Annotated in this window: 16 protein-coding genes and 3 pseudogenes; 12 read left to right on the forward strand and 7 right to left on the reverse strand. The window is 40.6% G+C overall.

Annotated elements, in window-relative coordinates:
- Positions 1 to 91 precede the first annotated feature (91 nt).
- The gene (locus ICL16_RS20985; RefSeq protein ID WP_190831565.1) at positions 92 to 2,104 is read left to right on the forward strand and encodes an FAD-dependent oxidoreductase; all 2,013 of its coding nucleotides are present in this window, start codon (positions 92 to 94) and stop codon (positions 2,102 to 2,104) included.
- A 147-nt stretch (positions 2,105 to 2,251) separates the two neighbouring features.
- Here the strand turns inward: ICL16_RS20985 and ICL16_RS20990 are convergent, their stop codons facing one another.
- Entirely contained in the window at positions 2,252 to 5,833 is a 3,582-nt protein-coding gene (locus ICL16_RS20990; RefSeq protein ID WP_190831568.1) for a two-partner secretion domain-containing protein, read from the reverse strand.
- A 202-nt stretch (positions 5,834 to 6,035) separates the two neighbouring features.
- Entirely contained in the window at positions 6,036 to 6,575 is a 540-nt protein-coding gene (locus ICL16_RS20995) for a pentapeptide repeat-containing protein (RefSeq protein WP_190831571.1), read from the reverse strand.
- A 677-nt stretch (positions 6,576 to 7,252) separates the two neighbouring features.
- Between ICL16_RS20995 and ICL16_RS21000 the strand changes: the two genes are divergently transcribed.
- From ICL16_RS21000 to ICL16_RS21015, 4 genes are all read left to right on the forward strand, one after another.
- Positions 7,253 to 7,984 (forward strand): PstS family phosphate ABC transporter substrate-binding protein, encoded by a 732-nt coding sequence (locus ICL16_RS21000; protein ID WP_190831574.1) that lies wholly within the window; start codon positions 7,253 to 7,255, stop codon positions 7,982 to 7,984.
- Positions 7,985 to 8,125: 141 nt separating this feature from the next.
- Positions 8,126 to 8,833, forward strand: coding sequence for a PstS family phosphate ABC transporter substrate-binding protein (locus ICL16_RS21005; protein ID WP_190831577.1), 708 nt, complete (start codon positions 8,126 to 8,128; stop codon positions 8,831 to 8,833).
- Positions 8,834 to 8,986: 153 nt separating this feature from the next.
- Positions 8,987 to 9,313 (forward strand): ATP-dependent Clp protease adapter ClpS, encoded by a 327-nt coding sequence (gene clpS, locus ICL16_RS21010; RefSeq protein WP_190831579.1) that lies wholly within the window; start codon positions 8,987 to 8,989, stop codon positions 9,311 to 9,313.
- A 4-nt stretch (positions 9,314 to 9,317) separates the two neighbouring features.
- Positions 9,318 to 9,611 (forward strand): DUF2103 domain-containing protein, encoded by a 294-nt coding sequence (locus ICL16_RS21015; RefSeq protein ID WP_190831582.1) that lies wholly within the window; start codon positions 9,318 to 9,320, stop codon positions 9,609 to 9,611.
- A 4-nt stretch (positions 9,612 to 9,615) separates the two neighbouring features.
- Here ICL16_RS21015 and ICL16_RS21020 read toward each other — a convergent pair whose 3' ends face one another.
- Both ICL16_RS21020 and ICL16_RS21025 read right to left on the reverse strand, forming a co-directional pair.
- Positions 9,616 to 9,927, reverse strand: coding sequence for a hypothetical protein (locus ICL16_RS21020; RefSeq protein WP_420485291.1), 312 nt, complete (start codon positions 9,925 to 9,927; stop codon positions 9,616 to 9,618).
- Between the two features lie 182 nt (positions 9,928 to 10,109).
- Positions 10,110 to 10,598 carry a molybdenum cofactor biosynthesis protein MoaE gene (locus ICL16_RS21025; protein WP_190831587.1) on the reverse strand — a complete coding sequence of 163 codons (489 nt, stop codon included), beginning with the start codon at positions 10,596 to 10,598 and terminating at the stop codon, positions 10,110 to 10,112.
- A 413-nt stretch (positions 10,599 to 11,011) separates the two neighbouring features.
- Between ICL16_RS21025 and ICL16_RS47770 the strand changes: the two are divergent.
- From ICL16_RS47770 to ICL16_RS21045, 5 genes and pseudogenes are all read left to right on the forward strand, one after another.
- Positions 11,012 to 11,455: pseudogene (locus tag ICL16_RS47770) on the forward strand (GAF domain-containing protein); the annotation flags it as partial.
- A gap of 45 nt (positions 11,456 to 11,500) precedes the next feature.
- Positions 11,501 to 12,685: pseudogene (locus ICL16_RS21030) on the forward strand (hybrid sensor histidine kinase/response regulator); the annotation flags it as partial.
- A gap of 94 nt (positions 12,686 to 12,779) precedes the next feature.
- Positions 12,780 to 14,801, forward strand: a complete 2,022-nt coding sequence (locus ICL16_RS21035; protein ID WP_190831589.1) for a response regulator — start codon at positions 12,780 to 12,782, stop codon at positions 14,799 to 14,801.
- A gap of 126 nt (positions 14,802 to 14,927) precedes the next feature.
- Positions 14,928 to 15,371, forward strand: a complete 444-nt coding sequence (locus ICL16_RS21040; protein ID WP_190831592.1) for a response regulator — start codon at positions 14,928 to 14,930, stop codon at positions 15,369 to 15,371.
- A gap of 16 nt (positions 15,372 to 15,387) precedes the next feature.
- A complete protein-coding gene (locus ICL16_RS21045; protein WP_190831594.1) occupies positions 15,388 to 17,274 on the forward strand; it encodes a hybrid sensor histidine kinase/response regulator in 1,887 nt (628 codons plus the stop codon).
- Positions 17,275 to 17,332: 58 nt separating this feature from the next.
- Here ICL16_RS21045 and ICL16_RS21050 read toward each other — a convergent pair whose 3' ends face one another.
- The gene (locus tag ICL16_RS21050) at positions 17,333 to 17,476 is read right to left on the reverse strand and encodes an FCD domain-containing protein (RefSeq protein ID WP_202895648.1); all 144 of its coding nucleotides are present in this window, start codon (positions 17,474 to 17,476) and stop codon (positions 17,333 to 17,335) included.
- Between the two features lie 47 nt (positions 17,477 to 17,523).
- On the opposite strand from ICL16_RS21050, the pseudogene ICL16_RS21055 reads away from it, so the two are divergent.
- A pseudogene (locus ICL16_RS21055) lies at positions 17,524 to 17,790 on the forward strand (alpha-isopropylmalate synthase regulatory domain-containing protein); the annotation flags it as partial.
- 18 nt (positions 17,791 to 17,808) lie between these two features.
- Here ICL16_RS21055 and ICL16_RS21060 read toward each other — a convergent pair.
- The gene (locus ICL16_RS21060; RefSeq protein WP_190831595.1) at positions 17,809 to 18,972 is read right to left on the reverse strand and encodes a PP2C family protein-serine/threonine phosphatase; all 1,164 of its coding nucleotides are present in this window, start codon (positions 18,970 to 18,972) and stop codon (positions 17,809 to 17,811) included.
- A gap of 108 nt (positions 18,973 to 19,080) precedes the next feature.
- Between ICL16_RS21060 and ICL16_RS21065 the strand changes: the two genes are divergently transcribed.
- Positions 19,081 to 19,515 carry an ATP-binding protein gene (locus ICL16_RS21065; RefSeq protein ID WP_190831597.1) on the forward strand — a complete coding sequence of 145 codons (435 nt, stop codon included), beginning with the start codon at positions 19,081 to 19,083 and terminating at the stop codon, positions 19,513 to 19,515.
- Here the strand turns inward: ICL16_RS21065 and ICL16_RS21070 are convergent.
- Positions 19,464 to 19,745: an Hpt domain-containing protein gene (locus ICL16_RS21070; RefSeq protein ID WP_238360881.1), complete on the reverse strand. Its 282-nt coding sequence runs from the start codon at positions 19,743 to 19,745 to the stop codon at positions 19,464 to 19,466. The two genes, ICL16_RS21065 and ICL16_RS21070, sit on opposite strands and share 52 nt — an antisense overlap.
- Positions 19,746 to 19,838 lie beyond the last annotated feature (93 nt).

Raw genomic sequence — 19,838 nt, forward strand, 5'->3', positions numbered from 1 at the left:
TACAAGTATGTATAGTCGTTAATTTTTATTGTGTGGAAATTTAATAAATGTTATTTAACTGACAAACGGAGTGAACGGATTTTTGCTGAATATGAAGCGCTTAGTGATTAGTCTGTCTGTGATTTCGAGTTTGATTACACCTTATTTGGTTAAAGCTGCACCACCCAGAAATCCCGACAAAACGGTAAATTGCGAAATGTTGATTGTGGGTGGTGGGCTTTCTGGCGTCGCTGCCGCCTATGAAGGTTTATACGCAGGGCGAACTGTTTGCTTGACAGAAATTACTGATTGGCTAGGAGGACAAATTTCTGCCCAAGGGACATCTGCTTTAGATGAGCGCAAAACTCAGCGGCAAAAATTATTCTTTTCTCGCGGCTATTTGGAATTGCGCAAGCAGATTCAACGTAAGTACAAGGGTAATCTTAATCCTGGAGACTGTTGGGTAAGTGAGTCTTGCTTTCTACCAGGCGATGCGCATGAAATAGTCAGCCAAGTGCTTAAAGATGCTGAGAAACAAGGCAGAGGCAAGTTGGAATGGTTCCCAAACACTGTAATTAAGGAATTGGAAATTGGTGGCGATGGTAAATTGATTAATGGTGCTTACGCCATCCAACATAAACCAGTCGGCTCCACACCTCTCAACACTTATCCACTTTCTCAAACCATCGAAGATTCTTACCGCTACGAAAACTCTTCTCGTTTTACCAAAACAATCGTCCGATTTGCCCCCAAGCACTCCAAAGCGAAAAGTGGCAATGCTCCCAAGTGGTATGTTTTAGACACTAGCGAAACTGGAGAAATTATTGCCCTTGCTGATGTTCCCTATCGATTGGGAATTGATGCACGCTCTTACTTAGAACCTACTTCTTCCAGTGCTAAAAACGAACCTTATTGCACACAAGGGTTCACTTACACCTTTGCAATGGAGGCGACAAAGGAACCGCAAACTCAAACAATGCCTCCATTTTATCAACAGTATGCTCCTTATTACAGTTACGAATTGCAGCGACTGGCAAGCTTTCCCTTAGTTTTCACTTATCGTCGCATTTGGAGTCCCACTCAGGGAGAACCAATGAAATTTGGAGGGCTAGGATTTAATGCTCCTCTGCCTGGACACATTTCTATGCAAAACTGGACATGGGGTAATGATTACCGTCCAGGTACTTCCGCAGATAACTTAATTTATACTCGCCAACAACTGCAATCTACTGGGCAGTTGCAACCAGGTGGATGGATGGGTGGATTGCGTACAGAAACTCTACGCAAAGGTGAAGAAAATGCTTTGGGCTACTACTACTGGCTAGTGGCAGGAACTACAGATTCTCAATTGGGAGATGGTGTGAAGCAGCCCTATCCCAATCACCGCTTTCTCTCTGGGCTAAATTCTCCAATGGGGACAGTACATGGTTTGTCAAAGTACCCCTATATGCGAGAAGGAAGACGCATTATTGGACGTCCTAGTTGGGGGCAGGCAGAAGGTTTTACCATTTGGGAAATTGATATTTCTCGTCGTAACTACAAAGATCCGTATTACGTCAAAACATTACCCCCAGATATGTATCGCCGCCTCAAAGCTGCACTGGCTGGTTTGGAAGCAACTTCAGTAATTGCTGGCACAAAAAGTCCCGATGACATAATTCAGCGTAGTCGTTCTACTATCTTCCCAGATTCTATCGGAATTGGTCACTATGCTATAGATTTCCATCCTTGCATGACTAAAAGTCCTCCAGAAGCACCTGGTAATACAGAACGTCAAGGTGAAAGACGTGGTGGTGGCAGAGCTTATCCTTTCCAAATTGCTTTACGTGCCATGATTCCCCAAAAAATTGATAATTTATTAGTGGGTGGTAAAAGTATTGCTACCAGTCATATCGCTGCTGCTGCTTACAGAGTACACTCTTTTGAGTGGTCTGCTGGTGCTGCCGCCGGAACTACAGCTGCTTTTGCTTTGAAAAATAATGTTGCTCCCTACCAATTGGTAGACGACTTACCTAAACCAGAACCTCAACTGCAAGCCCTCAAACAGTTGTTAGAGAAAAACGGTAATCCTACCGCTTTCCCCGATACTTCGATTTTCAACCAAAATTGGGACGATTGGGAATAAACTAGTTAAACACGTAAAAACCTGGTTTCATACTAAATCCGCAGTTAAAATCCCCCTATCCTGTAGAGACGTTACATGTAACGTCTCTACATTAGATTTTCTTTTTAAAGAGGGTGATCAAAACCGGATCTGGTGTTAGCAGGTTTCTCATGACTTTTTTGAGCAAGAGGGACTACCGGGCATGACAGTGGGTGCAGTAGCAACTAGAACCACGTTACCATCGGCGTCCACTACCCAGCTTGAAGCTTCCACAATATTGTTTTGAGGCTTGATATAATCTAACTTATGTGGTATTTCTCCTGTATTACTCTGCTCCTGATTAATGCCGCTATTTGGCAGCGACACCCACTCTACCACTGTAGCGTCCGGAGCGAGAAGGTTGATAGGGCTAGACGGTAAGCCGCCGCGTCCAGTGAAAACAAAGGAACTTGCTCTTTGTTTGCTGCCTAGATTACAGCTAGTGTCAATAAGCTTAGAAGCGTCAACCAGACTGATGGGTAGTTCCACTAATCCTCTACTCGGATCTACATCGGGCGTGTTGATTTGTATAGTGCCATTTAAAGAAGGGTTTTGCGCTGAAAATGCGGTAATGTCTGATACAACAGTTTGTTGCTGTTTACGGATCTCTAGCCCTAAGACTCCACTAGCTGTAATGTCGATGAAACCACCTTTACCCTCAATAGCATTAGAGGTAATGTCGCTATTTTCTTTTGGGACAGCAACAATGAAGCCAGATGGGGTATTGATGGTGATATTGCCGCCATTGCCATTACCTGCATTAGTGGAGATTTGACTGTGACGACGCAACAGTAATAAATCTCTTATCTGCAAGTTAATATTACCACCATCTGCGGAACCTGCTTCTCCTCTAATCGCACTCTGGTTGTCCAAGAGAATAGAACCAGCACGCACTTCTATATCACCTGCTCTACCTAATTTTCTGCCATTAACGCCAGTAGTGGAAGAGACGGATATACTTGAGCGATCGCTCAGCGTTAACCCTCCTTTAATTTGCAGAATTAGGTTTCCACCATTTTCACTGCCATTTGTATCGCTAATGATTTTGCTGTCATTTTCCAGTTTCAAGGAGGAAGCAGTTAAAGTCAATTGACCTGCGCTTCCCTCACCTTTTGTGTCAGTGCCAATTACCGCTTTATTTCTCAGCACAACGTTGTCAGCATTGAAAATGATTGCTCCCGCTTTGCCAAAGCCTGTAGTGTTGCTGCCCAGACCGCTGGTATTATTTTCAAACAAAACTGAGTTAGCATTGACCTCAACAAATCCGGCATTGCCTGTACTGTTAGGCAGCGTATTCGTGTCGATGTTGCTATTGTTTCTCAGTATGAGGGTACTGGCTTTGAGGTTGATTTTTCCTGCATTTCCTCTACCACCCGTTTCGCTAGTAATGCCGCTTTTTTCTTGCAACTCAATCAAATCGGCAGTAATATCTAAACTTCCGGCATTGCCTTTATTGTTTATAGTAGTGATGTTTTCTTTACTTCTATCGATTCCGGTATCACTACCCACTCCGCTTCCGTCTTCCATTTTGAATGAACCAGTCTTGATCGTGATTGATCCTGCATTGCCCTCTCCTATTGTGCCGCTATTAAAACCACTATTGCTAATAAAGATATTGTCGGCGGTGACGTTAATGGCTCCAGCATTGCCCTTACTTGTGACATCACCATAGGCAGTAGTGGTGATTCCGCCTTTATTTAGCAGTGAAAATGTTTTGGCAGTAACAGTCACATTACCAGCATTGCCATCGCCAGTAGTTATGCTTTCCAAACCAGCTTGTTCTAACTCAACTGAATTCGCATTAATATTGACATTACCAGCATTGCCATTTCCTCGTGTCTGGCTGCCGATATTACCGTCTTTTACTGAAAGAGAATTGACGTTAATGTTGATACCTGTGCTATTGCCATTACCAATAGTTTTGCTATTTATACCCACATTTTGAAGGTTGAGAGAGTTAGCATTGATGGAGACTAACCCCGCATTGCTATCGCCAGAGGTCTTGCTGTTGATACCGCTATTCCTAATTGACACAGAGCCACCAGTGATGGTGATGGGTTCTGCTGCGATCGTACTAGTGTTGTTGCTGTCAATCCCAACGTTCTCTAGTGAGATAGAACCCGCCGCTGTGGCGATGAATCCTCCTCCCTTTGTCTCAAATCCACCATTTGTTAAGCGCACATTTCCCTTGCCAGCACCGTCGTTCCCTGCTTGCAGCACCACGTTGAGGCGACTGTTGGGGTAATCTTTATTCAAGTTGATGCCAAAGTTTTTCAGGGTAATATCTTTGTCAGCTTGCATAGTTAATGTCACGGGAAGAAGAGTCTTTTTAGTCATGCCCAACCCATCTGCCGTGATGTTGCCGCTTGTCTTAATTGAGACGTTTGTTCCCGCATTGAGTTGCGTTTCAATCGCATTGTCACGATTTTGAGGGGCAATGTTTAGATTGCCATTAATTGTGGAAGAATCTTTAGTAAAGGTGATATTAGGGGAATATAGTAGCCAAGTGCCGCTTGTACCGTTGGTAGCACTGGTATTGGCGTCCCTAATGTCAGCCACATCGATAAAATTGCCACCCGATGTTTCAATTAAACCACCGCTACCCGCTTTTATTCCACCTCTAGCACTCAAGCTGCCATAGGCACGGGTTGATTCGGTTCCCCAGATGGTAATTTGCCCGCCATTACCGTTGGTGAGGGCATCTGCTTTAATAGTTGCTTGTTGCTCAATACTGGTAGCAGTTGCTTGGGGAACCTTTAGCTGTCCTTGGTAGTCACCTCCAACCAGCACTTTGCCGCCGCCAACATCTCCAGAAACATTTACCTGTGAATTGTCGGACAACGTGACGCGCTCGCCCAAAATTTGTACTTTACCTCCGGTTTTTCCCGGTTGGGGATTGGAGGCGTCAATAGAACCTGTGATGATCGTGTTACCAAGATCGCGACTATGATGAATAATGTCTGTTGGTTGATCTTCTAAACTGACAACTTCTCCTGCTTGCCCCAAACTTGCCATACCCTGACTAGGAACAGATGCTACCGTCACTTGTCCTCCGGTTGCGGATAATTGCCCATTGTTGGTAAAGTTGCTACCGATCAGGGTTAAGTTTTGCCCCTCTCTAACAGCTAGGTTGCCTGCATTAGTAATATTACCAATTTGATTGCTGCCAAACTGTAAGCCAATAGGGACGCTAATTGTCAGTAGCGCTTGAGTCGGAGTCGGGATAGTGCTGAATCGGCTACCATCAGCAAACTTTAAGCTATGAGCTGTTGTCGCGCTCAAAGAACCACCGATATTTAATGATGCACCTTGACCAAATATAATCCCATTGGGATTAAGTAGAAACAAGTTTGCTGAACCCGACGCACGAATTAAACCGTCAATGTGAGAGATATACGAACCCGTGACGCGAGTGATGATATTCTCAATGTCAACGGCATTGTTAAAGTAAGCTGTACTACCATTGGGTACTGAAAACTGCTCAAAGCTGTGGAAAAGATTGCTTCCTGCTCTAGTTCCTCCCTCAATGATGCTGGTATTGCCTGAGGGAGTGACGATGGTATTACTGGGTAACGTGTTATCGGGTACTATTTGGGCATTAGCACAATTAACACAAACAAATGAATGCAATACGACTATGGCAATTGTAAATAAGCTGGCAATTCTTGGCGCTGTTAAGCCAATTGAACCGTTAGTGCTAATTCGTAGCATTGCATCCCTAAGTAGACAGCAGTTTTTTCTTACTTAATTAAACTGTCTGCCACCTGACTGGAAGTTATGCTTTTATAAAAGTTTATAGTTTTTTCCTGCCACTTGCTAGTACGAGTAAAGCTGCAATTGACATTCGATGCATACTACATCCTCCATTCTTCTCGTGTGCGAGAAGAGTATTTGTTTTTGCGTTAAAATAATACTATTCCCCAGCCTTATTTTCATCTAAAATTGTTCCTGCCAAATTTGCACCATCTAGATTGGCTTGGTTCAGATTAGTTTCGCTCAACTGGGCTTTACTTAAATCTGCTTGGGATAGATCTGATGATGCGAGATTGGCATGACTAAGATCTGCTTCTTTTAATGAAACTGCATTCAGGTTGGCGTCTTGTAACTCAGCATCACGCAATTGAGCGCCAATTAACTTGGCGATCGTTAAATCCGCTTGATTCAAGTTTGCATCTTCCAAAATTGCTTCTTCGAGAATAGCTCCATCCAAAATGGCTCCACTCAAATTAGCCCCGGTTAAATTTGCCTGATTTAAGTTTGCGCCATTTAAATCTGTTTCAACCAAACTGGCTTGACTAAAATCTACTTGTCTCAAGTCAGCTCCATCGAGAATAGCTCTGTCTAATATGACACCACTAAGATTAGCTCCCGGCAAAGATGCTTCGCTCAAGTTGATTGCAGTAAAGTCTCTTCTGCCTTTCTGATATTCTGCCAGTAGTTCTTCTGCTTTCATCCTTGCTTTCTCCGTGAATTTTTTTATACTTAGATAATGTAATAATTTAGGTTGTCCTTCGCTACTTAAGTGTTGAGCAAGCTGTTTAAATTTACATTTTGTCAAGCATTACATATTGGTTATTTCGTCGGCTTCTTACTATGGCACGAAGTTTGAAGCAAGTAGCTTGACCTACAGAAGTACTCCATTAGATTGAGTTAGTATGCTCTAGTTAGCGAATAACTAGCTAAAAGATGCTGTTCATCTATAGTATTTATGCCAAAAAAATTTTATAAACATCTTATAACCTTTTATTAATCTATTTTAAGCAAAGATAACCTACTACTAGCTGTCTATATCAGACTTTTTTATAAATTCAAGATAATCTTTTCTTAAATTAATAAATTTTGATTAAATATTTATTACTCTTTTCCTAAAGTATTTTAAACATTACTTAACTTTCATCTTTAAACCAAATATTTATTTATTAAAAACAAAAAATTAAGTAATCAGCTAAATTTATATATTATTTTGTATTTGAAAATACAAAATAACCAAGCAATTTGATAAATGAAATATAAATCAACTATTAAACAACCTTTACATTGGCAGCTTAATCTGAACTACGGGTAGAAGAAAGCGCATGAAAGCTGTCTTCTGGGTAGCGTCTAAAATTTTCAACATTGGAGTACTTAACAATGTTAGCAAAGCTAAATTCTCGCTTATTTGCTACAGCAGCAACTGTTGCAGCTTTAACAATCGGTATTTCTGTTGCTCAGCCTGCTGAAAAAGCTTCTGCACAGGTTGGTGCTGGTTCCTCTGCTGCTGGTAACTTATACAGCGGTTTTGGTGCTGACTATAGACCAATTGGTAGTGGTGCTGGTATTAATGAGTTTCGTGCTGGAAATGTTGAGTTTGCTGGAACCGATATCCCTGTAGCTACTGAAGCTGGAGAAGTTCTAGTACCTGTAGCAGGTTTAACAATCGCTGCTCCCATTAATCCTGGGGTAGGCGTTAGCGGTCTTAGCCAAGATCAAGTTTGTGCTATTTTCAGAAGAGAAATCACCAACTACAGTGAAGTAGGTGGTCCTGACCTACCTATCACCATTGTCGTTCGTACTGACAACAGTGGTACTAAGTTCATCGTTAACCAAACTTGTGGTGCAACCGTTGATCAACCCGGTGACGGTGTTATTGGTGTACCTAACACCGGCGGCGTTATTAGTGCAGTTAGCAGCACACCCGGTGCGATCGGCTACACTGAAGATGCTAACTTAGCTGGTCTACCTTCTGCTACAGACGCAAGATTCATCGGTCCTACTTATGCTTTGGTAAGAGAAGGTTACGAGTCTACTGCTGTTGGCGAGCTTTTGAACAGAATTTTTGCTGAACCTGGTCGTGTTTCAGAATTAGGATACAGCCCACTGTAAGAATTAAACCTTAGGTTTCAGTTGTGTTGGACTTGCTACCTAGTAATCTTATGTAGTTAAGGTAGCATGAGCAGATTGAAAGGACTTACACAGTTGTTTGCGTGAGTCCTTTTTATTAATTGAATATCGGAGTACTTAACCATGTTAGCAAAGTTAAATTCTCGCTTATTTGCTACAGCAGCAACTGTAGCAGCTTTAACAGTTGGTATTTCTGTTGCTCAGCCTGCGCAAAAAGCTTCTGCACAAACAGCAGCAGGTTCAACCGCCGCTGCTGAACTGTACAGAGGTTTTGGTGTAGTAGATTATCAAGCAATTGGCAGTGGTGCTGGCGTTAATGAATTCCGATCTGGAAATGTTCAGATTGGTGCAACAGACATTCCTGTAGAGCCTCAAGCAGGAGAAACTGTTAGACCTGTAGCAAATTTGAGAATTGAAGCGCCTGTTAACGGTGGAGACACTGGTCTTTCTCAAGATCAGTTCTGCGCTATTATCAGAGGCGAAGTTACCACCTTCAGTAACGGCACACCCATCACCGTTGTCTTCCGTTCTGACAACAGTGGTACAAAATTCATCGTCAATAGTGTTTGTGGTGCTGATGGCAGCAGCGTTCCTGGCGCTATTGGTGTAGGCAGCACCGGTGCTGTTCTTGATACAGTCGCATCCACACCAGGAGCGATTGGTTATGCTGAACAAGCGAACATAGCTGCTCTACCTTCTGCTTTAGGTAGCCCAATTATTGGACCTACTTATGCATTGTTCAGAAGCGATGATGCTGAAGCAAGCGCATTCATCGACAGCATTATTGAAGCCCCCGATCTAGTTTCTGCACTAGGATACAACCCTCTGTAGGTTAAAATTTCACTCAGAATTAAGTAGATTAAAGCGACTTATGCAATTTAGTTGTGTAAGTCGTTTTTTCAAGATCGCTACTCACTACTCATAGGCGATAGACTAAACTAGTTACTTGTAATGTAGTTTTGTTGAATATTGGCTAAGTATTTTATGGATACCAGACTTTCAGCAGTTGTCTGGGGGATGGCGACGACACCTACTGTGGCTCCTGAACGGTCTACCCAAGTTACCCAAAAGCCGTATCCCAATTATAAAGTGATTGTTTTAAACGATGATTTTAATACTTTTCAGCATGTGGCTGAGTGCTTGATGAAGTATATTCCGGGGATGACGAGCGATCGCGCTTGGGATTTGACTAATCAGGTACACTACGAAGGTCAAGCAATTGTTTGGGTAGGTCCTCAAGAACCAGCAGAACTTTACCATCAACAGTTACGTCGTGCTGGTTTAACAATGGCTCCGCTTGAGGCGGCTTAAATATATGAGTAAACCCTCCCAGGGCAGGCTAGTGTGGAATCACTCTACCCACATTCATGGACTGATCCCGGTTTTAGAAAGGTTAGTGCAAAACGATGGAATTCAAACTGTGACTCCAGGGGTACTTGGGAGAGTCAGAGGTCATTGTCCACAGTTACAATTGCGGGTATCTGTACCAATTCGGGGGGGTTTTAAGGTAATTGCACGTCATGGTAAATCGGTGCAAGAGGTGTTTATCCTGACTACGTTAGCATCGGAGCAACTTGAACAAGCAATTGCGATCGCTCTATTGAAATAGCTAACTAATCCTCTACACGTCGCACTGCTAGTTTGTGTAGCGGTAAACTAACAATACAAGAAAATGTTAAAAAGTATGACAAAGCTGTAGTGATTTTCAAAGACAAGATCGCAATTTCCCAATCTGTCACAACCATTTTCTGAATACCAAAAGTTATGCAATAAACCAACCAGTAAGAAAAGCTCATTCTAAACAAAACTCTCTCTGTTTCTTCAATATTAGCTTTATTCTGTTTACAATCCCAAAGTAGAAACAGACCTGCAATACAAGCCAAAAACGACAGGGCAACAACAGAATCGTGGCAAATTAAATTCATAGGTTGCATTTGTGTTTATCCCAAAAACTTTTCTATAGAAGATCAGTCTAAAGGAATAGCCATGTGATATATCCAAATAGTTACAAACTGAAATAGATGACTGCTAATTATGTAAACAAATGCAAAAAATTGATAATTTATTTGACTCCTGACTCCTGACTCCTGTCTCCTGACTCCTATCATTAACAATTTTGTGTCTCACATGCACCAATACTTACCCAAGTACTAGAACCATCTGCCCAATGTTCTTTTTTCCAAATAGGAGCATTATGCTTAAGAGTATCAATAGCATACTGACAAGCTTCAAATGCTTCTCGGCGATGAGGAGAACCCACGGCAACTAACACACTAATTTCTCCCACTTGCAACCGCCCAACCCGATGATGAATCACGATGCGATTCACTTGGTTCCAATTTGAGCGAATATCAGCAGCAATTTGATAAAACACTTGCAAAGCCATCGGTTCGTAAGCTTGATATTCTAGGGCAACCACAGGTTTACCTTCAGTTTGATTCCGAACCATTCCACTCATCACCACCACTGCACCATTGGATGAGTCGTCAGCTGATGCGTATACCAACTCCAAAGATAGTGGCGCAAAAGTAATGGCAAAGCAATCTTTAGGGCTTGGTTTTTTAGGGGTGGCAGTAGTGATCAAAATTGAACTCATGGTATAATATCAAATTTTTATAAAAAGTTACACTTTTACTGAGAAGTAAATCCAAATTCTCTGTTGTTAAGTTAATCCCTACTAATTTATACAAAGCCATTACACTTTGCAATCAACTTATCGTAGTATTTCGACTTGGTAAAAAAAATTTAGAACCGGAATAAACTCTTATTAACTACGTGAATTTTATTATACCTCAGTAAATTTACTGAATTTAAATATTTCCTCCGTCATCCTCCTTAAGACATATTACTATAGTGGTGTAATGAAGTTATTGAAAATCAATTGCTGAAATTCTGATGGCGACTTACAGCAGACAGAGTATTGTTTGGCAAAAATCTTACACGCCCTCTAGCTGTTGAACTTGAGACGATACAGGGGAAGTTGTAATTGAGTAATAGTAGGAAATTATGATGAAAACTCTATTGTGTAATCAGGAAGCAGCTAGACTTAAAGCTTTGCATCAGTATCATATTCTTGACACTTCTCCTGAACAAGTTTTTGACGACCTAGTTTTTTTAGCGGCACAAACTTGTGCGGCACCGATCGCGATTATAAACTTTGTTGACGCTCAACGTCAGTGGTTTAAAGCCAAGGTTGGAATAGATGTACAGGAGATGCCCATTGTTGGGTTTTGTCCCATTTGTGTTCATAAGGGTCAAGTTTTAATTATTCCTGACACTTTGGCTGATGAGGAGTTTGCTCATTCTCCTGTTGTAACTGGTGAACCATTTGTCAGATTTTATGCTGGTATACCTTTGATTGTAGGGTCGGAACAGGCAATTGGGACATTGTGTGTTGTTGATCGCGTACCACGAGAAATTAACGATCAACAGGTGGAAGCACTACTAGCAATCAGCCGTTTAATAGTTAAACAAATCGAGTTAAGACAAGATATATCAGTTATCGCTCAAGACATTACACAAAAACAACAGTTAGAAAATCAATTTCTCCGTGCGCAAAGAATGGAGAGTATCGGAACGCTGGCAAGTGGCATTGCTCACGATTTAAATAACGTACTTTCACCAATTTTAATGTCAGTACAGTTACTCCAATCCACCTATCGTGATCAGCGTAGTAGTCAAATATTAAAGATACTAGAAAACAATGCTAAACGCGGAGCTAATTTAGTGAAGCAGGTGTTGTCATTTGCGCGGGGCATGGAAGGCGATCGCACAGTAATACAGATCAAACACCTGATTTTGGAAATGAAACAAATTATCGAACAAACATTTCCCAAATCAATTGTAATTAGCACAGAGATTCAGTCAAACTTATGGCATGTGTCTGGCGACAGTACTCAACTGCATCAGGTGTTGATGAATTTATGTCTCAATGCTCGTGATGCCATGCCCAAAAGCGGACATTTGCAAATTGCTGCTCATAATATTGATATTGATGAACATTATGCCAAAATGCATATTGAAGCTAAAGTGGGTTCATATATAGTTTTGTCTATTTCTGATACGGGATTGGGGATTAAAAATGAACTCATAGATAGAATTTTTGAGCCATTTTTTACCACAAAAGAGTTTGGTAAAGGTACAGGATTGGGTTTGTCAACAGTCATGGGTATTGTTAAAGGACATGGTGGTTTTATTACCGTTTCAAGTATTCTAAACCAAGGTACAACATTTAAGGTTTTCCTTCCCGCTGTCTTGACAGCCACGACACAACAAGTAGAAGAGTTAGAAAACAAGAGCGGATATGGAGAGTGGATTTTAGTTGTAGATGACGAACCTGCTGTTAGGGATATTACTCAAGCTTCTTTAGAGGATAATAATTATAAAGCAATTACTGCCAGTGATGGAATAGAAGCGTTAGCCATATATGCTCAGAATAAAGATAAAATTAGTGCGGCAATTATCGACATGATGATGCCCACTATGGATGGTGCAACGACAATTAGCACTTTGCAGAAGATGAATCCACGACTAAGTATAATTGCTGTGAGTGGATTGACAACAAGTGAACAATTACCTATAAATCAAAAATCTGGGGTAACAGCATTTTTGCCTAAGCCCTATACGGCTCAAGAATTATTGAAAACATTGCATACAGTTATTAACAGTACCGTTCACAAATAAGTTAACTAAGAGTTAAGAATGCTAGATTATGAATTATGAATTAAAACAATGTTTAAAACTTTGTAACTTATAATTCAAAATAATTCATAATTTTATGGCTGATCTGATTTTGGTTGTAGACGATGACGATTTGACGCGGATGCAACTGCGCACACTGCTAGAACAAGCAGGTTACCAAGTGGCATCCGCTTCAAATGGCGAACAAGCGTTAGCCGTTTATACTCGGCTTAAACCAGATCTAGTGCTATTGGACGTAATCATGCCAATTATGGATGGGATCAGCTGTTGCGCTCAGCTGCGATCGCTTCCTGATCGTACTAACATACCTATATTAATGATTACGGGTATTTACGACCATGTATATGTAGAGCAGGCTTTTGCTGTTGGTGCAACAGATTACATTAGCAAACCAATTCAATGGCAAGTATTAATTAAAAGAGTACACCGTCTCCTCGAAGCCCACCATGCAATGGCGGAATTAAAACAGCAAACTGAACAGGCACAGAAACAAGAGACACAACTGCGCATGGCATTAGCAGCAGCCCGTATGGATACCTGGGATTGGGATATCCTCAATAATCAAGTGACTTGGTCGTCTAATCTCAAAGATCAGCTGTTTTTAGAAGATTATAGTTTGGAATCTTTCATGAGATGTGTTTATCCCAAAGATCGGGAGTTTGTGAAGCGGAGTGTCATGAAAACAATCCAAACAGGGGCAGAATATGATATTGAATTTCGGGTAGTTTGGCGTGACGGCACAGTTGGGTGGCAAGCTTGCAAAGGGTTCATCTTTCGCGACAAAAATGGCACTCCCGTAAGGATGACTGGTGTCAATATGGACATTACTAAACGTAAGCAAGCAGAAGAAGAGCTAGAAGTTCATGCCATGCGCTCAAAATTGTTTGCCGATATTACTCTGAAAATTCGCACTTCTTTACAAATTGATGAAGTTCTACAAACCAGTGTAGCGGAAGTGCAAAAGTTACTACAAGCAGACCGTGTATTAATTTTTCGGCTCTTTTCTGACGGCTCAGGGCAGGTAGTCAAAGAAGCAGTAGTTCCTGACATTCCCGCTATTATCGGGAAAAACATTTGCGATCCTTGTTTTCAAGAAACTTACATCGAAAAATATCGCCTCGGACGAATTAGCGGTGTTTCTAATATCTATCAAGCAGGCATAGAACCTTGCTATCTAAAATTTTTGCAACAATTTTCTGTTCAAGCTTACTTAGTTGTACCTATTTTGCTCAAAAATAAACTTTGGGGGCTGCTAATAGCTTATCAATGCACTAGTCCACGTGAATGGAAAAGTTGGGAAACTGAGCTTTTGCGACAACTAGCAGATCAAATGGGCATTGCTGTCGCTCAAGCTCAACTTCTGGAACAAGAAACTCGTCAGCGCGAAGAATTAACCCGTTCCAACGAGGAACTACAACAATTTGCTTTTATCGCCTCTCACGATTTACAAGAGCCACTACGTAAAATTAAGACTTTCGGCGATCGCTTGAAAGTCTCCTGTGGTGACGCATTAAATGAACAGGCACGTGATTACCTCGAAAGAATGCAGAATGCAGCCAAGAGAATGCAAGCTTTAATTGAAGATTTGTTAACTCTTTCGCGGGTTACTACTAGAGCGCAGCCTTTTACTTGGGTAAGTTTAAAACAAGTAACACAAGAGGTTTTGTGTGATTTAGAAGTGCTAATTCAACAAACTAAAGGATGTGTAAAGGTAAACGAGTTACCCATTATTCAAGCCGATCCTTTACAGATGCGTCAGTTGATGCAAAACCTCGTTGGTAACGCCTTAAAATTCCACCGTAAACAAGAACCGCCTATGGTCAAAATTTCTAGTAAATCTATGAAAGGGGATGATGGTGCTGAATTATGCCAAATCATTGTGGAGGATAATGGAATTGGGTTTGATGAAAAATATCTTGATCGTATTTTCAACGTTTTTCAACGTTTACACAGTCGTACTGAATACGATGGCACTGGCATAGGCTTGGCTATCTGTCGGAAAATCGTTGAACGTCATCACGGTAATATCACAGCTAGCAGTACACCAGAAAAAGGCGCACGTTTTATGATTACACTACCAATTAATGCTGATCCCTGATTTTTTCTTGATAGACAAAGTCTATCATTACCATAAAAAGTTTTGCAATTTTAACACGTCCCTAGCTATTTATGGCATTTTAATAATAAGTTAATTATATCATCCGTACAAAGGAGACAATTTAGAGTGAAGGGTCGGCAAACCATCACAATTTTAATGGCTGACGATGATGAGGACGACTGTATGCTGGCTCGTGAAGCATTAACAGAAAGTCGATTAGCTAACAAGCTACACATTGTTAATGATGGTGAAGAGTTGATGGATTATCTCTATCAGCGTGGTCGATATGCAGAAAATCGTGATGCGCCTCGCCCTAGTTTAATTTTGTTAGATCTAAATATGCCGAAAAAAGATGGTCGAGAAGCACTCAAAGAGATCAAAGCCGATCCAATACTGCGGCAAATTCCTGTGGTGATATTGACAACTTCTAAGGCAGAAGAAGATATTGATTATACTTACAATTTGGGTGCAAATTCGTTCATTATTAAGCCGGTAACCTTTGCAGGCTTAGTTGAGGTGATGAAGGCGATAGGAAAATACTGGTTTGAAATTGTTGAACTGCCGCTATGAGCAGTGGGAGGCAGAAATGAACAAAAACTCAATCAGAGTCCTTCTTGTTGATGATGATGAAGATGATTATGTTCTTACTCGTGATTGGTTCAGTAGCTTAGCTGGCTGTAAATTAGAATGGGTCGATAACTATCAAGCAGCGACAGAAAAAATTGCGCAAAATCAATTTGATGTCTATCTGGTTGATTATCGTCTAGGTGGGCGCAATGGATTGGAACTGTTGCGAGAAGCAATCTCTATGGGTTGTTCTTCCCCAATTATTTTACTCACCGGTCAAGGAGATCGGGAAGTAGACATTGAGGCAATGAAAGCGGGCGCTTCTGATTATTTAGAAAAAAGTCAGTTAACTGCGCCTTTACTTGAACGTTCAATTCGTTATGCGATCGAACGCAAGCGTTCAGAAAAAAAGATTCGCGAACAAGCAGCTTTACTAGATGTTGCTACTAATGCAATTTTTGTCTGTGATTTAGAAAATATAATTTTATTTTGGAATAAAGCAGCTGAACGTTTATATGGATGGAAAATTACTGAAGCATTAGGTAAGAAAACTTCTCAACTTTGGCAGGAAAAAAATTTAGAGCAATTGCAACAAGCTCTCAAGATTCTCTTGCAAAATGGTGCTTGGGAAGGTGAATTGCACCAAAAAATTACATCAGGTAAAGAAATAGTTGTGGAAAGCCGTTGGACGTTAGTACATGAATTTGAAAAGAAAGGACAGTCAATTTTAGTAGTAAATACTGATATTACACAAAAAAAAGAACTGGAAGCACAATTTTTACGCGCTCAACGTTTGGAGAGTATTGGTACTTTGGCAAGTGGCATTGCTCACGACTTGAACAATGTGCTTGCACCGATTTTGATGACGGGACAACTTTTGGAGTCTCAACTTCAAGATGAGCGGAGTAAGCGATTACTACCAATCTTGATTACTAACGCTAAACGTGGAGCAAATTTAGTTAAGCAAGTGCTTTCTTTTACTCGTGGGATGGAGGGCGATCGCTCTTTGCTACAATTAAAGCATTTGATTAGAGAGATACAGCAAATTATTAAACAAACTTTTCCCAAATCTATTGAATTGTCCACTAATGTAGCGCCAAATCTAAATCTTGTTTCTGGTGATGCTACCCAACTGCATCAAGTACTAATGAATTTATGCGTCAATGCTCGTGATGCTATGCCTAATGGCGGTAGTTTGCAAATTTCTGCCGAAAATTTCTTCGTTGATGAACATTATGCCAGAATGAATTTTGATGCTCATGTTGGTCATTATGTTGTCATTACTGTTGCTGATACTGGAGTGGGAATTCCTGCGTCCATATTAGATCGGATATTTGAACCTTTTTATACTACCAAAGAAGTTGGAAAAGGTACTGGACTTGGTCTTTCTACTGTTTTAGGAATTACTAAAGGACACGGTGGTTTTGTTCATGTATATAGTGAGGTAGGACAAGGTAGCGAATTTAAAGTGTATTTACCTGCTCAAGAAGCAGCAGAAATTCCTGAAGAACAAGAACGAGAATTGCCTAATGGTAACGGAGAATTGATTTTAGTTGTGGATGATGAAGATGCTATTCGCGATGTAACTAAAACATCTCTAGAAATTCATAATTATAAAGCGATAACTGCAAGTGATGGCATTGAAGCGATCGCTCTTTATGCAGAATATCGCGAACAAATATCGATTGTCTTAACAGATATGGTTATGCCCTCTATGGATGGCATGACTACCATCCGCACATTACAAAAAATTAATCCTGCTGTCAAAATTATTGCCGTCAGTGGACTAGCTTCTAGCGAAAAGATTAGTGCCATTACTGATATAGGTGTCAAAGCCTTTTTATCCAAACCCTTTACCGCCAAGCAATTATTACAAACTATTAGTGCTGTTAAAAGTTCAAAATAACAATTACAGCCCGTTCTCTGCACGCCAAGTGTAGAGAACGCAGAGAAAGAGTAGCAGATTAGCTTTGAACTTTTGTTTGCAAGTATGCAACTAACTGCTTTCCTGCTGTATCAATGTGTCGTTTGAGTAGTTTAATAGCAGCTTTGCTATCCCTTTGACGACAAGCATCTAAGATTTGATAATGTTCTTTTTGCGATAGCATCTCGTGCAACTACTATCAATATTCCCGATACTGTCGGCTACTGTAGTCCAGTGGATGCTGTGTATAAAGTAATTAATCTTGTACAAATTCCCAATCAACTAATTGAGTTTTCCGTCCAATCTGTGACAGCAGGAATCGATGCGCTAGGAACAGTCACAATTCGCCTGAGACATCAGGAATCTATTTTCTCTGGACAGGCTTGCGACACTGATATTGTGGTAGCCGCAGCTTACGCATATATGAACGCGCTAAATCGTCTTTATCGTTATTTGCAATCCTCCACACAGAGCTTGTCTCATAAGATAGGTAATTAGACACTGGATTTATCTTTGCTAAAAGTTAATTTTTAGCAAAGATAAATCATCATCAAAAGTTGCTTTGGTGTTTAATGTCATAATATATGCTAGTACTTGCTGAAGATTGTGATGATTGACCTGACTAGATTTGAGTAAATTAATAAAAGCATTTAGACCCCAAATTTTATCATTAGGTTGATGAATTTCGTAAGCACCATCACTAAAGATGTATAAAGTGCTGTTTTCTGAGATTTCTATTGTCTGATCCTCAAATTCAGCTTCAGGTAAAAAGCCAATGGGCAGATTTAGAGAGTTTAGTTGTCTAATCTGTAGGGTTGGTGGTGATGTCCCAGATAACAGTATCGCGGGTGGATGCCCAGCGTTAGCGTAAACGAGCTTACGTTCGTTGCGATGATAAACTCCATACCAAATTGTAAAGTACTTATCACTGTGGTTACTCATTTGGAAGGCTTGATTAAGTGTATTTAAGACTTTGCTCGGTTGACATAAGTTAGTTTTTGGTAGAGATTGTGATCGCAAGACATTGAGTACAGAGACAGACAGTAAAGCTGAGCCAACCCCATGTCCCGATACATCCAACAGGTAAATTCCCAGATGATCATCATCGATCCAATAATAGTCGAAGCAATCGCCCCCTAGCTGTACTGATGGAATAAACAGTGCTTCTGTAGTTATCGATCCCAGCAGTGGTGAAGGTAAAAGCGATCGCACATAATCGGCTGCTTCTTTAATTGCTGCTTCCAAAATTTGCTTTTGAGTTTGTAGAGCTTGCTTTTGGTTGTGTAAATCCTGATATAGCTGGTGTATTCTTAGCCCTGCTCGTACCCTTGCCTTCAATTCATTCATCTCTATTGGTTTAGAAACGAACTCATCCGCTCCGGCATCAAGTCCCCTCACTCGATCTTCCTCTTCTCCTGGAGCTGCGCCCTTAGCAGTCAGCAGAATAAAAAAAGTAGTTGCTAAATCTGGGTCTACCTTAATTCGACGACACACTTCTAATCCATCTAGCTGTGACATCATCCAGTCACAGATAATCAGGGCGGGGCGTATCTGTTGTGCTTGTGTGATTCCTTCATTACCATTGCTAGCTACAGTAACATCATAACCCTGGTTCTGTAGAGTTTTTTTCAGATCTGCCCGCACAATCGGATCATCATCAATAATCAAGATTTTAAACATAAATTACAAAGAAGAATTCAGGAGTCAGGAGTCAGGTGACAATAAATCATCGCATCAGTTAAATTAAATTCAAGACTATTTTTTGCACAAAAGGTTTAGTGGTTAAAAGTGAATAAAATTCATCTAAAAGTTAATACAGATATTACTGCTTCATCTCAGATATTGTCATGGTTTGAGCAAATCAACCAACCACCTTTGACTAATAAGAAAATTTGGTGGCATTGTCAAACTTTAATTATAGAAGGCTTTACTAACATTGTTGAACATGCCCACAAAAATTTGCCCATTGAAACTCCGGTAGAAATTGAAGCAGTACGATTAAACGATCATATAGAAATTCGCATTTGGTCTTATGGTGAACCTTTTAACTTAGAGCAGAAATTGCAAGAAACAACAGAGTTAGAAGAAAACGATCTTGATCGTGGGCGTGGTTTGAAAATTATGTCAGTGCTGGCAGACAAGCTCAGTTATGAACGCACAACGGATAATCGTTACTGTTTATTTATGAGTAAGTATTTTGAAGAAGATGTTAAAAATGCTTGAATACGATTGATAAATTCCCCTAATTCACAGATTAATTCAGTAGTACCTCTACGCTCTTGTTTGAGAGCCAGATGTTCTAGTTTTTCTGCGGCTATGTGCATAGTATTGACTCCGACGTTGGCACTCGAACCTTTAAGGTGATGAGCTTCTTTCGCAAGAAGCTCAAAGTCAAGATTGGCGATCGCCAATGAAGTTATTTCTAAATGAGATTGAGTGTCTTCAACAAACATTTGTAATAACTCCAATGGTTCTCCCGTATATATGGTGATAAGCTGTTCTAATCACCAAAGCAAGCTAATAACCGATTCCGGAAATTGTTGAAG

Source organism: Iningainema tapete BLCC-T55 (genome assembly GCF_014698965.1).
GTDB lineage: Bacteria > Cyanobacteriota > Cyanobacteriia > Cyanobacteriales > Nostocaceae > Iningainema > Iningainema tapete.

What these genes read in the sequence shown, in the direction of transcription:
- ICL16_RS21045 (WP_190831594.1), top strand. Translation starts at nt 15,388, where the DNA reads ATGAACAAAAACTCAATCAGAGTCCTTCTTGTTGATGATGATGAAGAT.
- ICL16_RS21005 (WP_190831577.1), top strand. Translation starts at nt 8,126, where the DNA reads ATGTTAGCAAAGTTAAATTCTCGCTTATTTGCTACAGCAGCAACTGTA.
- ICL16_RS21035 (WP_190831589.1), top strand. Translation starts at nt 12,780, where the DNA reads ATGGCTGATCTGATTTTGGTTGTAGACGATGACGATTTGACGCGGATG.
- ICL16_RS21020 (WP_420485291.1), bottom strand. Translation starts at nt 9,927, where the DNA reads ATGAATTTAATTTGCCACGATTCTGTTGTTGCCCTGTCGTTTTTGGCT.
- ICL16_RS21060 (WP_190831595.1), bottom strand. Translation starts at nt 18,972, where the DNA reads ATGTTTAAAATCTTGATTATTGATGATGATCCGATTGTGCGGGCAGAT.
- ICL16_RS21015 (WP_190831582.1), top strand. Translation starts at nt 9,318, where the DNA reads ATGAGTAAACCCTCCCAGGGCAGGCTAGTGTGGAATCACTCTACCCAC.
- ICL16_RS21070 (WP_238360881.1), bottom strand. Translation starts at nt 19,745, where the DNA reads ATGTTTGTTGAAGACACTCAATCTCATTTAGAAATAACTTCATTGGCG.
- ICL16_RS20990 (WP_190831568.1), bottom strand. Translation starts at nt 5,833, where the DNA reads ATGCTACGAATTAGCACTAACGGTTCAATTGGCTTAACAGCGCCAAGA.
- clpS (WP_190831579.1), top strand. Translation starts at nt 8,987, where the DNA reads ATGGATACCAGACTTTCAGCAGTTGTCTGGGGGATGGCGACGACACCT.
- ICL16_RS20985 (WP_190831565.1), top strand. Translation starts at nt 92, where the DNA reads ATGAAGCGCTTAGTGATTAGTCTGTCTGTGATTTCGAGTTTGATTACA.
- ICL16_RS21000 (WP_190831574.1), top strand. Translation starts at nt 7,253, where the DNA reads ATGTTAGCAAAGCTAAATTCTCGCTTATTTGCTACAGCAGCAACTGTT.
- ICL16_RS21050 (WP_202895648.1), bottom strand. Translation starts at nt 17,476, where the DNA reads ATGCTATCGCAAAAAGAACATTATCAAATCTTAGATGCTTGTCGTCAA.
- ICL16_RS21025 (WP_190831587.1), bottom strand. Translation starts at nt 10,598, where the DNA reads ATGAGTTCAATTTTGATCACTACTGCCACCCCTAAAAAACCAAGCCCT.
- ICL16_RS20995 (WP_190831571.1), bottom strand. Translation starts at nt 6,575, where the DNA reads ATGAAAGCAGAAGAACTACTGGCAGAATATCAGAAAGGCAGAAGAGAC.